The organism is Pseudomonas marginalis, from assembly GCF_001645105.1.
In the GTDB taxonomy this organism is placed as follows: domain Bacteria; phylum Pseudomonadota; class Gammaproteobacteria; order Pseudomonadales; family Pseudomonadaceae; genus Aquipseudomonas; species Aquipseudomonas petroselini.
The window spans coordinates 33,992-46,804 of the sequence record NZ_LKEG01000062.1; the positions used below are offsets into that span (position 1 = coordinate 33,992).

Annotated in this window: 12 protein-coding genes and 1 pseudogene; 9 read left to right on the forward strand and 4 right to left on the reverse strand. The window is 62.8% G+C overall.

All coding sequences use genetic code 11. The features are described from left to right. Positions 1-58 precede the first annotated feature (58 nt). Positions 59-1,138: a hypothetical protein gene (locus AO064_RS29420; protein ID WP_064055465.1), complete on the reverse strand. Its 1,080-nt coding sequence runs from the start codon at positions 1,136-1,138 to the stop codon at positions 59-61. A 158-nt stretch (positions 1,139-1,296) separates the two neighbouring features. Here AO064_RS29420 and AO064_RS29425 point away from each other — a divergent pair, with 158 nt between their 5' ends. Genes AO064_RS29425 through AO064_RS29440 form a run of 4 tightly spaced genes read left to right on the forward strand, consistent with a single transcriptional unit; the run spans position 1,297 to position 3,936 of the window. After that, positions 1,297-1,599, forward strand: coding sequence for a PepSY domain-containing protein (locus AO064_RS29425; protein ID WP_064055466.1), 303 nt, complete (start codon positions 1,297-1,299; stop codon positions 1,597-1,599). Further along, a complete protein-coding gene (locus tag AO064_RS29430) occupies positions 1,599-1,910 on the forward strand; it encodes a PepSY domain-containing protein (RefSeq protein ID WP_012723361.1) in 312 nt (103 codons plus the stop codon). The genes AO064_RS29425 and AO064_RS29430 overlap by 1 nt, the downstream gene beginning before the upstream one ends. Next, complete coding sequence (locus tag AO064_RS29435; RefSeq protein ID WP_046036848.1) at positions 1,910-2,578, forward strand: response regulator transcription factor; 669 nt, start codon at positions 1,910-1,912, stop codon at positions 2,576-2,578. Before AO064_RS29430 ends, AO064_RS29435 begins: the two co-directional genes overlap by 1 nt. Further along, positions 2,575-3,936 (forward strand): sensor histidine kinase, encoded by a 1,362-nt coding sequence (locus AO064_RS29440; protein ID WP_064055467.1) that lies wholly within the window; start codon positions 2,575-2,577, stop codon positions 3,934-3,936. The genes AO064_RS29435 and AO064_RS29440 overlap by 4 nt, the downstream gene beginning before the upstream one ends. A 68-nt stretch (positions 3,937-4,004) precedes the next feature. Here AO064_RS29440 and AO064_RS31960 read toward each other — a convergent pair whose 3' ends face one another. After that, positions 4,005-4,760 (reverse strand): methyl-accepting chemotaxis protein, encoded by a 756-nt coding sequence (locus AO064_RS31960; protein ID WP_375232532.1) that lies wholly within the window; start codon positions 4,758-4,760, stop codon positions 4,005-4,007. Between the two features lie 102 nt (positions 4,761-4,862). Continuing rightward, positions 4,863-6,152: pseudogene (locus AO064_RS31965) on the reverse strand (methyl-accepting chemotaxis protein); the annotation flags it as partial. Between the two features lie 229 nt (positions 6,153-6,381). Here AO064_RS31965 and AO064_RS29450 point away from each other — a divergent pair. The 3 genes from AO064_RS29450 (at position 6,382) to AO064_RS31550 (ending at position 9,680) form a co-directional block, all read left to right on the forward strand. Continuing rightward, positions 6,382-7,701: a Na+/H+ antiporter family protein gene (locus tag AO064_RS29450; RefSeq protein WP_162471077.1), complete on the forward strand. Its 1,320-nt coding sequence runs from the start codon at positions 6,382-6,384 to the stop codon at positions 7,699-7,701. A gap of 68 nt (positions 7,702-7,769) precedes the next feature. Then, a complete protein-coding gene (locus AO064_RS32045) occupies positions 7,770-9,449 on the forward strand; it encodes a methyl-accepting chemotaxis protein (RefSeq protein ID WP_046036845.1) in 1,680 nt (559 codons plus the stop codon). A gap of 102 nt (positions 9,450-9,551) precedes the next feature. Beyond that, entirely contained in the window at positions 9,552-9,680 is a 129-nt protein-coding gene (locus AO064_RS31550; RefSeq protein WP_259640962.1) for a hypothetical protein, read from the forward strand. Between the two features lie 54 nt (positions 9,681-9,734). On the opposite strand, the gene trhP is transcribed toward AO064_RS31550, so the two are convergent. Beyond that, on the reverse strand, positions 9,735-11,048 hold the full coding sequence (trhP, locus tag AO064_RS29465) for a prephenate-dependent tRNA uridine(34) hydroxylase TrhP (protein ID WP_064055470.1): 1,314 nt from the start codon (positions 11,046-11,048) through the stop codon (positions 9,735-9,737). Between the two features lie 224 nt (positions 11,049-11,272). Between trhP and AO064_RS29470 the strand changes: the two genes are divergently transcribed. Further along, entirely contained in the window at positions 11,273-11,536 is a 264-nt protein-coding gene (locus AO064_RS29470; protein WP_064055471.1) for a DUF2790 domain-containing protein, read from the forward strand. A 26-nt stretch (positions 11,537-11,562) separates the two neighbouring features. Next, positions 11,563-12,771 carry a cytochrome c biogenesis protein DipZ gene (locus AO064_RS29475; protein WP_064055472.1) on the forward strand — a complete coding sequence of 403 codons (1,209 nt, stop codon included), beginning with the start codon at positions 11,563-11,565 and terminating at the stop codon, positions 12,769-12,771. Positions 12,772-12,813: the final 42 nt, after the last annotated feature.

Below are 12,813 nucleotides of genomic sequence, written 5' to 3' on the forward strand. Positions count from 1 at the left end.
GTGGAGGGGCTGCACAGTTTTGTGCCGATAACTTTGGTTATCGCTGGTAAGCCAGCGTCTACAAGACTTGTAGTATCTCGCCCAATCCGCCGTTATCCGCCAATGCCAGAAACTCATCCCCTAGCCGCCGGCTTTCGCTCATCGCTGTCTGCCAGTATTTGTTGCGGCTTGGGTCGTCGCCCATGAAGCGCTTGAAGTCGCTGCGGTCCGGGAGTTTGCCGTGGGGCAGGCGGGCGAGGTAGTCCTTGGATGGCGCCAGCAGTAACACGTCCTGCAGGCCCTGCTGGTTGCTGCGCCGCCACGGCAGGCCCTTGTCGAACCAGCCGGGGATGACCCGGTCGGTGAAGTGCGGGTACAGCACGATGTCATCGCCGTGGTAGGGCAGGTCGAGGTGGTAGTCCAGCAGGCCACCGTCGCGGTAGGTGCCAGCGCCTGCGCCGGGCAGGTCGCGCACGCCTTGCATGACCATCGGGATTGAGCCCGACGCCAGCAGTGCCTGGCGCAGGTTGCCCAGTTCCAGGGCCAGGAAGCGCGAGGGGAAATCCTTTAGCGGGTGCACGGGCGGGGCCTGGCGCGGGTCGTGGATGATCAGCCGTTCGAAGTGTCGCGACAGCCGCGCACGGCCGCGCAGGTTGTCGGCGATTACTGAGGACAGGCCCAGCCCGAGGCGCCCACGGTGGTCATCGGCAAGCAGGCCATGGCTCTTGACCACCATGATGTTGAGGCGGTAGTCCGGGTTGTCCAGCACCCGTGCATCGCGGCCGGCCAGCAGGTCGTCGAGCATGCGCCGGCAGCTGTGGCTGACTTCGGCCATGGTCACGCCTTTGGCAAAGCGCTGTTCGTTATATAAGCGGCCAAGGTCCAGCAGGCCTTGCACCGGGTCGGGCAGGCAGGCGCTGGCAAACCGCCAGGAACCGATGGACGCGCCGATCAGCGCCCGCTCGCGTGGTGCGCGGGGCAGCCAGTCGCCGAACAGCGCCAGGTCCAGGCCCTGGATGCCCAGCGCCTTGGGGCCACCGGCCGCGCCGGGCAGGATGCCGACATCGGCAGGCTTGAGGCCTTGCTCGCGAATCCGGGCAAAGGCGCGTTTGCCGGCCTTGAGGGTCAGGGCGGGAAACTTGATGTGGATGGCTGTCATACCGGTCTCTGTTGAAGCGAGCGGGGCAGTATAGAAAATCTCGCGGGATGAGGGAAAAAGGCCTGGGCTGGAATTGCCATGGTGGCAATTCAGTTTCAGTTAAGTTGCAGCGCGTACGGTGGCTGGCGTAGGAAAACATCCTGTAACGGAGACTTATCATGACGCGCCTCACCGCTCTGGTTGCCGCCGGTATCATCGCTCTCACGGCGACCCAGGCCCGAGCCGTGGACCCCGACAAGCCACTGAAAGTGCCGGCCACTGTTACTATTGTCGCCTTTGACCAACTGGAAGCGGCGGCCCTGGCCCTGCACCCCGGTTCGACACTGCTGGATACCGACCTGGACGAGGCCTATGGCAAGTACGTCTACGAGGTCGAATTGGAAGATGCCCACGGCATCGAATGGGATGTTGAATTGGACGCGCTCACCGGGCAGGTTCTCAAGAATCATCAGGATACGTAATGAAGGTAAATTTACGCGCCGGCAGTCGCGTGGCGCTGGTGCTCATGGCATTTTGCTCCAGCCTGGCGGCCCGCGACCTCAATCAGGATGAAGCCTTGGCACTGCGCCAGCAGGGAATAATCCTGCCGCTCGAACAGCTGTTGCATCAAGCCATGGCGCGCTATCCCGGCTCACGCCTGCTGGAAGCCGAGTTGGAAAAGAAACACGGGCAATATGCCTATGAAGTGGAACTGGTGACCACCGACGGTGTGGTGCGCGAGATCAAGCTGGACGCGAGCACCGGTGTGCTGATCAAAGACGAGGAAGACTGATGCGCCTGCTGCTGGTGGAAGACAACGTACCCTTGGCCGATGAACTGTTGGCTGGCCTCCAGCGCCAGGGCTATGCCGTCGATTGGCTGGCCGACGGGCGCGATGCCGTTTACCAGGGCCGAAGCGAGCCCTACGACCTGATCATTCTCGACCTTGGCCTGCCCGGCCTGCCTGGGCTTGAGGTGCTGGCTCAGTGGCGTGCCGCCGCGTTGGCGATCCCGGTGCTGATTCTCACCGCCCGCGATTCCTGGGCCGAGCGCATCGAAGGGCTCAAGGCCGGCGCGGACGATTACCTGGCCAAACCCTTTCACCCTGAAGAGTTATACCTGCGTATCCAGGCGTTGTTGCGCCGTTCCCATGGCCAGGCTAACCAGCCCACGTTGCAAGCCGCCGGCCTGCACTTGGACGAAGGCCGCCAGTGCGTGTTGCGCGATGGCGCCGAGATCCAGCTGACCGCCGCCGAATTCCGCCTGTTGCGCTATTTCATGCTGCACCCCGAACAGATCCTGTCGAAAAGCCACCTGGCCGAGCACCTGTACGATGGCGAGACCGAGCGGGATTCCAATGTGCTGGAAGTGCACGTCAATCACCTGCGCCGCAAGCTGGGCCGCAGCGTGATCGAGACCCGGCGCGGCCAGGGTTACCGGTTTGGCGCCAACCCTGCATGAGGTCGATCCAGCGGCGCCTGAGCCTGGGCCTTATCAGTGTGATGGTGATCGTCGGCGTGGTGCTGGCGCAGACCAGTCTGTGGTTGTTCGAAGCCGGTTTGCAGCGCTACCTGGAAGCCGGTCTGCGCAACGATGCCGAAAACCTGCTGGTGGCTCTGGTGCGCGGACCCAACGGCGTGCAGCTGGATGAACAACGCCTGTCGCCGGCCTATCAGCGGCCGTTTTCCGGGCACTACTTCCGCATCGATTTTGCCGAGACCCACTGGCGCTCCCGCTCCTTATGGGACCAGGAACTGCCGCGCCTGCCCGAGATCGGGCTCAAGGGCAATCTGCAACTGGGCCCGGAAGGCCAGCAATTGCTGGTGTTGCGTTCGGACTACAAACGCTTCGGCCAGTCGATTTCCATCAGCGTGGCCCAGGACTACACCCCGGTGCGTGAAAGCTTCCGCCTGATGCGTCAGATCGGCCTGGTGCTGGGGTTGGCGGCGCTGCTGCTGGTGTTGGTCCTGCAGCGGGTCACCGTACGCCGCGCATTGCGCCCGCTGGAAACCGCCCGCAACCAGATCGCCCAACTGCAGCAGGGCCAACGTTCGCAGCTCGACACCCAGGTACCGCTGGAGCTGGAGCCGTTGGTGGCGCAGATCAACCACTTGCTGGCCCACACCGAAGACAGCCTCAAGCGCTCGCGCAATGCCCTCGGCAACCTTGGCCACGCGCTCAAAACCCCGTTGGCGGTGCTGTTGAGCGCGGCATCGAGCGAGGCGCTCAAAGATCGTCCTGAGGTGAGCAAACTGTTGCGTGACCAGTTGGAGCAGGTGCAACAACGCCTCAACCGCGAACTCAACCGCGCCCGCCTGGCGGGTGAAACCCTGCCCGGTGCGTTGTTCGATTGCGATAAAGAACTGCCTGGCCTGCTCGCCACCCTGACCATGATCCACGGCGAGCACCTGGACCTCAGCTACCACGCCGCACCCGGCCTGCAGTTGCCCTGGGACCGTGAAGATCTGTTGGAACTGCTCGGCAATCTGTTGGACAACGCCTGCAAATGGGCGGACGCCGATGTGCGCCTGGGCATCATCGAGACTGAGCACAGCTACCGGTTGGCGGTGGAAGATGACGGTCCCGGCATCCCCGAAGCGCAGCGTGACCAGGTGTTCAGCCGTGGCGCGCGCCTGGATGAACAGATAGACGGCCACGGCCTTGGGTTGGGGATCGTGCGGGACATTGTCGAGGTGTGGGGCGGGGTGTTGCAGTTGCACGAAAGTGAGTTGGGTGGGCTGAAAGTGCTGATCGAATTACCCCGTGGGAGGGGGCTTGCTCCCGATGGCGGTGTTTCAGCCAACGCCTCTATCGACTGATTCATCGCTATCGGGAGCAAGCCCCCTCCCACTGTTGATCTGCGTCAGGTCAGGTGGCGTGCAGTCGCTCAGACGCGGAACTGGTCCATTAACCCCTGTTGTTGATTCGCCAGGCTGTTCAACGCCTGGCTCACCCTGGCCGACTCATTCGCCTGCTCCGACAGCGATTCGGTCACATCGCGAATGGTCGCCACGTTGCTGTTGATCTCCTCGGCCACCGCGCTTTGTTCTTCGGCGGCGCTGGCGATTTGCAGGTTCATGTCGCTGATCACTGTGACCGCATCGCCAATCTGACGCAGGGCAGTCACGGCCTCGCCGACTTGTTCGACGCTGCCCTGGGCCTGGCGATAGCTGTTACCCATGGCGCCGACGACATCGACCGTGCCGCTTTGCAACTGCTCGATCACCAGGCGGGTTTCTTCCACCGATTCCTGGGTGCGTTGCGCCAAGTTGCGCACTTCGTCGGCCACCACCGCAAAGCCACGGCCGGCCTCACCGGCGCGGGCGGCTTCGATGGCGGCGTTGAGGGCCAGCAGGTTGGTCTGCTCGGCGATGCCGCGAATCACTTCCAGCACCGAACCGATCTTCTCGCTATTGGCGGCCAGGCCTTCGACTTGGGCCATGGCGGTGCTCATGTCCGCCGCCAGGTGGCCGATGTTGGCGGTGGTGCGGTCGATCACGGTCAAGCCGTCGCGGGTCGCCTGGTCGGCATCGCGGGCCGCTTGCGCCGCCTGCGCCGCGCTGCGCGCCACGTCCTGGGCGGTGGCGCTCATTTCGTGGGAGGCGGTGGCCACCTGATCGACCTGGCGGTACTGCTGTTCCATGCCGGCGCTGGTTTGCGTGGCAATGGCGGCGGACTGGTCGGCGGTGCCACGGGCGTCCTGCACCGAGCGTTTCACCTCGGCGATGATCGGTTGCAGCTTGTCGAGGAAACGGTTGAACCAGCCGGCCAGTTGGCCCAGCTCATCCTGTTTGTCGTAGGCCAGGCGGCGAGTCAGGTCGCCTTCGCCGCTGGCGATGTCTTCGAGCATGTGTGCCACGCCGAGGATCGGCCGGGTCACACTGCGCGCCATCAGCCACACCAGGATCAGGCCGACCACGGCTGCAATCAGGCCCAGGCTCAGTTCCAGCAGGGTGCCCTTGGCATTGTCGGCATCCAGTTGGGCTTTCAGCGCTTCGGCGGGGGCTACCAGGACGTTCTCTGGCACGTCCAGCAACACGCCCCACGGTTTGCCCTCCGGAATCGGCGCGAACGGTGCCAGTACCTTGAGCTGATGGTCGCTGCGCAGGCTGCGGATCTGTGTACTGCCGGCCAGGGCGCTGATCAACTGTGCACCGTTGGTGGTGTCGACCTGGTCCAGGCGCTGGCTGAGTTTGCTCGCGTCCGGACTGTAGCCGGCGAGCAAGCCGGTGGGGCTGAGGATGCTGACTTGGGTCTGACCGTCATACAGCTTCTGGCTGGCCTGTTGGCTCACGGCCTGCAGGCTGTTGAGGTTGATGTCCACCGACAACGAAGCGATGACGTTGCCATTGACCATCAGCGGGAAGACGATGCTGGTCATCAGCACGTTTTGCCCATCGATCCTGTAGAAGTAAGGCTCGATCACGCAGGGTTTGAGGGTCGTACGCGGGCAGGTGAACCAGGCGTTGGCCTTCTCGCCGCTGGGGCTGAGCTGGGTATTGGACATGTCGCTTTCCGGCAACGCCATCGATGTCAGCTTGCCCGGCGTCGGTTGTGACCAGTACAGGGCGAAGCGGCCCTTGTCATTACTGCCCAGTTCGGCCTGGCCGGCGAATAACTCATCCTTGCCGTCCAGGGCATTGGCTTCGAACACCAGGGATAAACCGAGCAAGTCCGGGTTGGCCTGCAGGGCGGCCTTCACCTGGCGGGTCAGGTCTTCACGGGTGTCGAAGGCGTCGAGGAAGCGCTTTTCAGCCTGCTCACGCAAAAACAGCACCTGGCGGGAAAAACCGTGGCCGTATTGGTAGGCGTCCATGAATTGGCGACGAATGCCCAACGCTTGCACTTCACCCTGCGCCTCGATGCGCGCCTGGGCGGCTTCATCCAGCATCTGCATGCTGGAGGCTTTGACCTGCTGAGAGCTCTGCGCCATGCGATACAACGAAAGACCCACCAGCAGTGTCACGATCCCCAGCAGGCACAGGCCGGCGAGCAGGGTGATTTTCCATTGAATGGAGAGCTGCCTAAGCGACATCGGAAATCCTTAACCTAAAATACAAACAGAGGGTCTGTATCGGCGGTTTCAGAGGTTTCTTTATTAAAACAGTCATTCTCACTACAGGTTTTTTGACATGCGGGCCCACCTGCTGCAAAGTGCGCGCCCTCTAATAAGACCTCCTTCAAGCCTGCACGCTGGCTGCCATCCGATGGCCGCCTGGGCGCGGGCATGCCTGTTTTTTATGTTTCTGCTTGAGGTAACCATGATTAACGCAGTCATTGCCGCGGTCGGCACCATGCTGGTGCTCAGCCTGTCCCGCGTGCATGTGGTCATCGCCATCATCGTCGGTGCCCTGGTCGGTGGCCTTACCGGTGGCCTGGGTATCGACGCCACGCTCAAAGCCTTCAATGGCGGCTTGGGCGGTGGTGCAACTGTGGCGTTGTCCTACGCCTTGCTCGGCGCTTTCGCCGTGGCAATTGCCAAATCCGGCCTGGCCCACGCCTTGGCCGACAAGGCGCTGCTGCTGGTCGACCGCCAGGAAGCCACCGGCGGCAGTCACGTCAAATGGCTGTTGATTGGCCTGCTGTGGGTGGTGGCGATTGCCTCGCAGAACATCCTGCCGATCCATATCGCGTTCATCCCGCTGTTGGTGCCGCCGCTGCTCTACGTGCTGACCAAGCTGCAACTGGACCGCCGCCTGATCGCCTGTGTGATGACCTTCGGCCTGATCACGCCCTACATGTTCCTGCCGGTGGGCTTCGGCAATATCTTCCTCAACCAGATCCTGCTGGCTAACGTGGCCAAGAGCGGGGTGGATATCAGCCAAGTCAACGTCACTCACGCCATGAGCCTGCCGGCGCTGGGCATGGTGGTTGGCCTGCTGGTGGCGGTGTTCGTCAGCTACCGCAAAAAGCGCGTGTACGACCTGGAGAAAATCGAGCGGGTCGAACAGGTCGCGGTGCAATACAACCCGCTGACCCTGCTGGTGGCCGGCGTGGCGATTGCCTCGGCGTTCATCATCCAACTGTGGCTGGACTCGATGATCATCGGCGCCCTGGCCGGGTTTTTGATCTTCTCGGTGTCGGGCATCGTGCGCTGGCGCGACACCGACGACCTGTTCACCGAAGGCATGAAGATGATGGCGATGATCGGCTTCATCATGATTGCCTCGTCGGGCTTCGCCGAAGTGCTCAAGGCCACCGGTGACGTGCGTTCGCTGGTGGAAACCTCGGCGGCGTTCATCGGCCATAGCCGTGGGGTGGGCGCGCTGCTGATGTTGCTGGTGGGTTTGCTGGTGACCATGGGCATCGGTTCGTCGTTTTCCACGGTGCCGATCCTGGCGGCGATTTTTGTGCCGCTGTGCGTGCAACTGGGCTTCAGCCCGGTGGCCATCGTGTGCATCGTCGGCACGGCGGGTGCCTTGGGCGACGCCGGCTCACCGGCCTCGGACTCCACCCTCGGCCCCACCTCCGGCCTGAACATCGACGGCCAGCACCACCACATCTGGGACACCGTGGTGCCGACGTTCCTGCACTACAACCTCCCGTTGCTGGCGTTCGGCTGGCTGGCGGCAATGACACTCTGACCCGCTGACTACAGATATCTCTTGTGCGGCCGATAGCTTTTCAAGTCGCCTAATAAGAGAGAAAAGCCATGCGTCTGAGCCTCAAGGCCAAAGTCCTTTCACTCGCCGTAGTGCCGGTGTTGCTGTTCGCCGTGGTCATCAGCCTGACCACCGTCTGGATCCTGCAGGGTCAGGCGCGCAACGAGGTGGAGGAAACCCGCCAGCGCCTGCTCAACGATGCCAAGGCCACTCTGCAAAGTTATGTCGAAGTGGCCATGACCACCATCAAACCGCTCTACGACGCGGCTGCCCCCGGTGATACCGCCGCGCGTGCCGAGGTGGTCAAGCTGCTGTCCAATACCCGCTACGGCAAAGATGGCTACTTCTTCGGCTACGACTCCGAGACCATCCGCCTGTTCAAGGGCAACAGCCCCGACGGTGTCGGCAAGAGTTTCAAGGACAACCGCGACCCCAATGGCGTGTACGTCAACCGTGACTTGGTCAAGGTCGGCAAGGACGGCACCCACTACCTGCAATACAGCTCGACCCAGCCGGGGCAGACCGAACTGGTGCCGAAGATGGGCTACACCGAATACCTGCCCAAATGGGACATGGTCATTGGTACGTCGGTGAACCTGGATGGCATCGAGGCCCAGGTCGCCGTGGTCGAAGCCAAGGTTGAGAAACGCATGGAAGGCGTGCTGCTGAGCATTCTCGGCGTGGCCGTGGTGGTGCTGTTGGTGATCGCGGCCGTCGGTATGGTCATGGCCAATACCATCCTGCGCCCGCTGCACCTGATGAAAGCCAACCTCGACGATATCGCCGCCGGGGAGGGCGACCTGACCCGCCGCCTGGCCATCACCAGCCAGGACGAGCTGGGCGATCTGGCGGGCGCTTTCAACCGTTTTGTCGACAAGATCCACGGCCTGGTGCGCCAGATCACCGAGATGACCACCCAACTCACCGGTCTGGTCAGCCAGGTCTCCGATCAGGCCCAGCGCTCCGAGCAGGCCATGGAGCGCCAGCGCCACGAGACCGACCAGGTCGCCACCGCGATCAACCAGATGTCGTCCGCCGCGCAAGAAGTGGCGCGCAGCGCCCAGGGCGCTTCGGTGGCCGCCCAGCAAACCGATGCCGAAGGCCAGGCCGCCAAGCGCGTGGTAGACGGCAGCATCGCGCAGATCCATGCCCTGGTGAACGACATCCGCAGCAGCGGCGTGTCCCTCGACAGCTTGCAGCAGGACGTGTCCTCCATCGTCAGTGTGCTCAGCGTGATCCGCTCTATTGCTGAACAGACCAACCTGCTGGCGCTCAACGCCGCGATCGAGGCCGCACGGGCAGGGGAGGCCGGGCGTGGTTTTGCGGTGGTGGCGGATGAAGTGCGCGCGCTGGCCAGCCGCACGCAGACCAGCACCCAGGAAATCCAGGGCATGATCGACCGCCTGCAAAAAGGCACCGAAGCGGCCGTGGACGCCATGCGCCGTTCCAGCGATGCTGGCGACGGCACCTCGGCCAAGGCCAACGAAGCCGGGGCGTCCCTGGACACCATGGCGCAGTTGATCGGCACCATCAATTCGATGAATGCCCAGATCGCCAGCGCCGCCGAAGAGCAGACCGCCGTGGCCGAAGAGATCAATCGCAGCGTGCATCAGATCGCCGTGGCGGTCGACAGCGTCGCCGATGAGACCCAACTGGGTGCCCAGACCTCGCGCAGCCTGGCGGATCTGGGTCAGCGTTTGGGGCAACTGGTCGGCCAGTTCAGGATCTGATCAGCCATAGCTTCAGCGTATGTTGGCCTAACGTTAATACGAATATACCTATCACCGCCCCTCAGTGAGACTTGAGCCCTGACCACAACAGGGGCTCATCTCATGTCACTTGCCGACCTTGCCGACCCGCTTCAACGCCTGGCTGAACTCGACACCCACACGGTTTCCGATGCACTGGATTTCCTGCAACTGCCTGGTCCCGTACCTGCGGATCGCCTACGCCCTAGATGAGGATTCGTTGCGCCAAGCCTGCGCGGCGATCCACCGGTTTTGCGTGGCGACCCGTTAGACGTCGCGCATCAGCAAACCAAAGCGCACGTCCATCTCGGCCGGAAGCGGCACATACACCGTGTGCCCATCCCCCGGCGCCACGTCGATGGCCTCGCCCTTGAGGTTGTGCAAGGTGGCCAGGTCAAAGTGAAAGTTGCCGGCGGGCGTCATTAATTCCAGATGATTGCCCACGGCAAAACGGTTCTTCACCTTGACCTCGGCCAACTCGCCCCGACGCTCGCCGGTCAGCTCCCCGACGAATTGCTGGCGCTCCGACACCGAACTGCCGTTCTGGTAGTTCTGGTATTCGTCGTGCACATGGCGGCGCAGGAAGCCTTCGGTGTAGCCGCGCTGGGCCAGGGATTCGAGGTCGGTCATCAGGTGGCGGTCGAAAGCGCGACCGGCTACCGCATCGTCGATCGCCTGGCGATACACCTGGGTGGTGCGCGCGCAGTAGAAGTGCGATTTGGTGCGGCCCTCGATCTTCAGCGAATGCACGCCCATGTGGGTCAGGCGCTCCACATGCTGCACGGCGCGCAGGTCCTTGGCGTTCATGATGTAGGTGCCGTGCTCGTCTTCGAAGGCGGGCATCTGTTCATCGGGGCGGTTGGCTTCTTGCAGCAGGAAGACGTGGTCGGTGGGCGCGCCTATGCCCAGCGTGGGCTGAAATGCCTGGACGATATCGCCCGTGGCGTTTTCCACCGCCGGGGTCGCCTGGTACTTCCAGCGACAGGCGTTGGTGCAGGTGCCCTGGTTGGCATCGCGCTTGTTCATATAGCCCGAGAGCAGGCAGCGCCCTGAATAAGCCATGCACAGGGCGCCGTGTACAAACACTTCCAGCTCCATGGCCGGTACTTGCTGGCGAATCTCGTCGATTTCTTCCAGGGACAATTCCCGTGACAGGATCACCCGGCAGATCCCTTGCTGCTGCCAGAACTCCACGCTCGCCCAGTTGACCGTATTGGCCTGCACCGACAAGTGGATAGGCATCTGCGGGAAGTGCCGGCGCACCAGCATGATCAGCCCCGGATCGGACATGATCAGTGCATCCGGGCCCATGGCGATCACCGGGGCCAGGTCCTTGAGGAAGGTCTTCAACTTGGCGTTGTGGGGTGCGATGTTGACCACCACGTAGAAACGCTTGCCCAGGGCGTGAGCTTCCTGGATGCCGAGGGCCAGGTTGGCGTGGTCGAACTCGTTGTTGCGTACCCGCAGGCTGTAGCGCGGTTGGCCGGCGTACACCGCATCGGCGCCATAGGCGAAGGCGTAGCGCATGTTTTTCAGGGTGCCGGCGGGGGCGAGCAATTCGGGGGCGAGGATGGGAGGCATGGGCACGGGTCGCAAAAGGTCGCGAAGGTAGCCGAGCGGCAGCGGCGGTTTATTGATCCAGGTCGTCCTTTGGGCTTTTTGTATCGCTGTGTATCGACGGGCGGCGTGGATACGTGGGGATTTACACGCACGGGTTTTCGACACAGGCGCGATACCTGCGGGCCTTCTAATGGATTCCAGCGAGGCACACCGCCTCTCGTCATCGAACCCTGGAGCCTAACGTCATGAACACCAACGCCATGTACGCCGCCTGCCTGTTTGCTGCCCTGAATGTCTGCACCTTGTCGGCCCGCGCCGAAGCCAGCGTCACTGCGCACACCTACGACTACAGCACTCACTTGGACATCAAGCAGGTGGTGTCCATGACTCAGGATCCCACGCCAGCCTGCGGCGTGGTCAATGCACGCATGACCTACCTGGACTCCCACGACAGGACCCAGGTGCTGGACTACCTCAAGTTCGGCGACGGTTGCATCGGCGATAACTGATTGCTTGCGGCCATAAGGTGAACATCATGCTACTGATCGCATTCCTGGGCGGCATCCTGACCGTCCTCAGCCCTTGTATCCTGCCGGTGGTGCCGTTTCTGTTCGTCGGGGTTGGTCGAACCCGCCTTTCCATCCTGCTGACGCTTGGCGGCATGGTCCTGACCTTCGCGCTGGTGTCCAGCCTGGCGGTGACCAGCGGTGAGTGGGTGGCACAGGCCAGTAATACCGGCCGCCAAGGGGCGCTGATGGTGATGGTGCTGTTTGCGCTCTCTTTGATCTCGGCGCGGGTTGGCGGCTGGTTGGCGCGGCCGTTCGTGCTGTTGGGCAACCGCATTGACCCCGACCACCGTGCACAGTCCGGCGCGCTCAAATCGCTGTTGATCGGCGTCGCCACCGGCTTGCTGTGGGCGCCGTGTGCCGGACCGATCCTGGGCGTCATCCTGACCGGCGCGATGCTGCAAGGCGCCAATGCGCAGACCAGCGTGTTGCTGGTGGCATATGGTTTGGGCAGCGCGTTGTCGCTGGGCACCTTGATTGTTGCGGGACGCGGCCTGGTCAACCGGCTCAAGGCCTCGATTCCGGTCACCGGCTGGCTGCGCCGTGGGGCTGGGGCGGCGGTACTGGCGGCGGCGGTGGTGATGTCCACCGGGGCCGACAAAACCCTGCTCGCGGGTACGTCGTCCGAAGGCGTCAGCAGCCTGGAAAAAGGTATGCTGGAACAGGTTCCCAAGGGGGTGGATTACCGGGTGCGCAAGGTCAAGGCCGATCCGGTACCGGCTAACGCGCAGGGCGCGATGCCGTCGCTGTCCGGCGCGGTCGAGTGGCTCAACTCACCCGAACTCACGCGCGAATCCTTGAAGGGCAAAGTGGTGCTGGTGGATTTCTGGACCTACGACTGCATCAACTGCCAGCACACGCTGCCCTATGTGAAGCAATGGGCGCAGAAGTATGGGCCGGAGGGCTTGGTGGTGATCGGCGTGCACACCCCGGAATACGGCTACGAGCGCATCCTCAGCAACGTCAAGGACCAGGTGCGCAAGCTGGGTATCACTTACCCGGTGGCTGTCGACAACCACTGCGCGATCTGGCGCAGCTTCGACAACCAGTACTGGCCTGCCCATTACCTGTTCGACGCCGACGGGCAACTGCGTTACACCCACTTTGGCGAAGGTCGTTATGAGGTTCAGGAACAGATGATCCAGGCGTTATTGGACGAAGCTAAAGCCCTCAAGTGAGGCGGTCTATGCTTGTTCGATAACCCAGGGCACTCCCAGGTT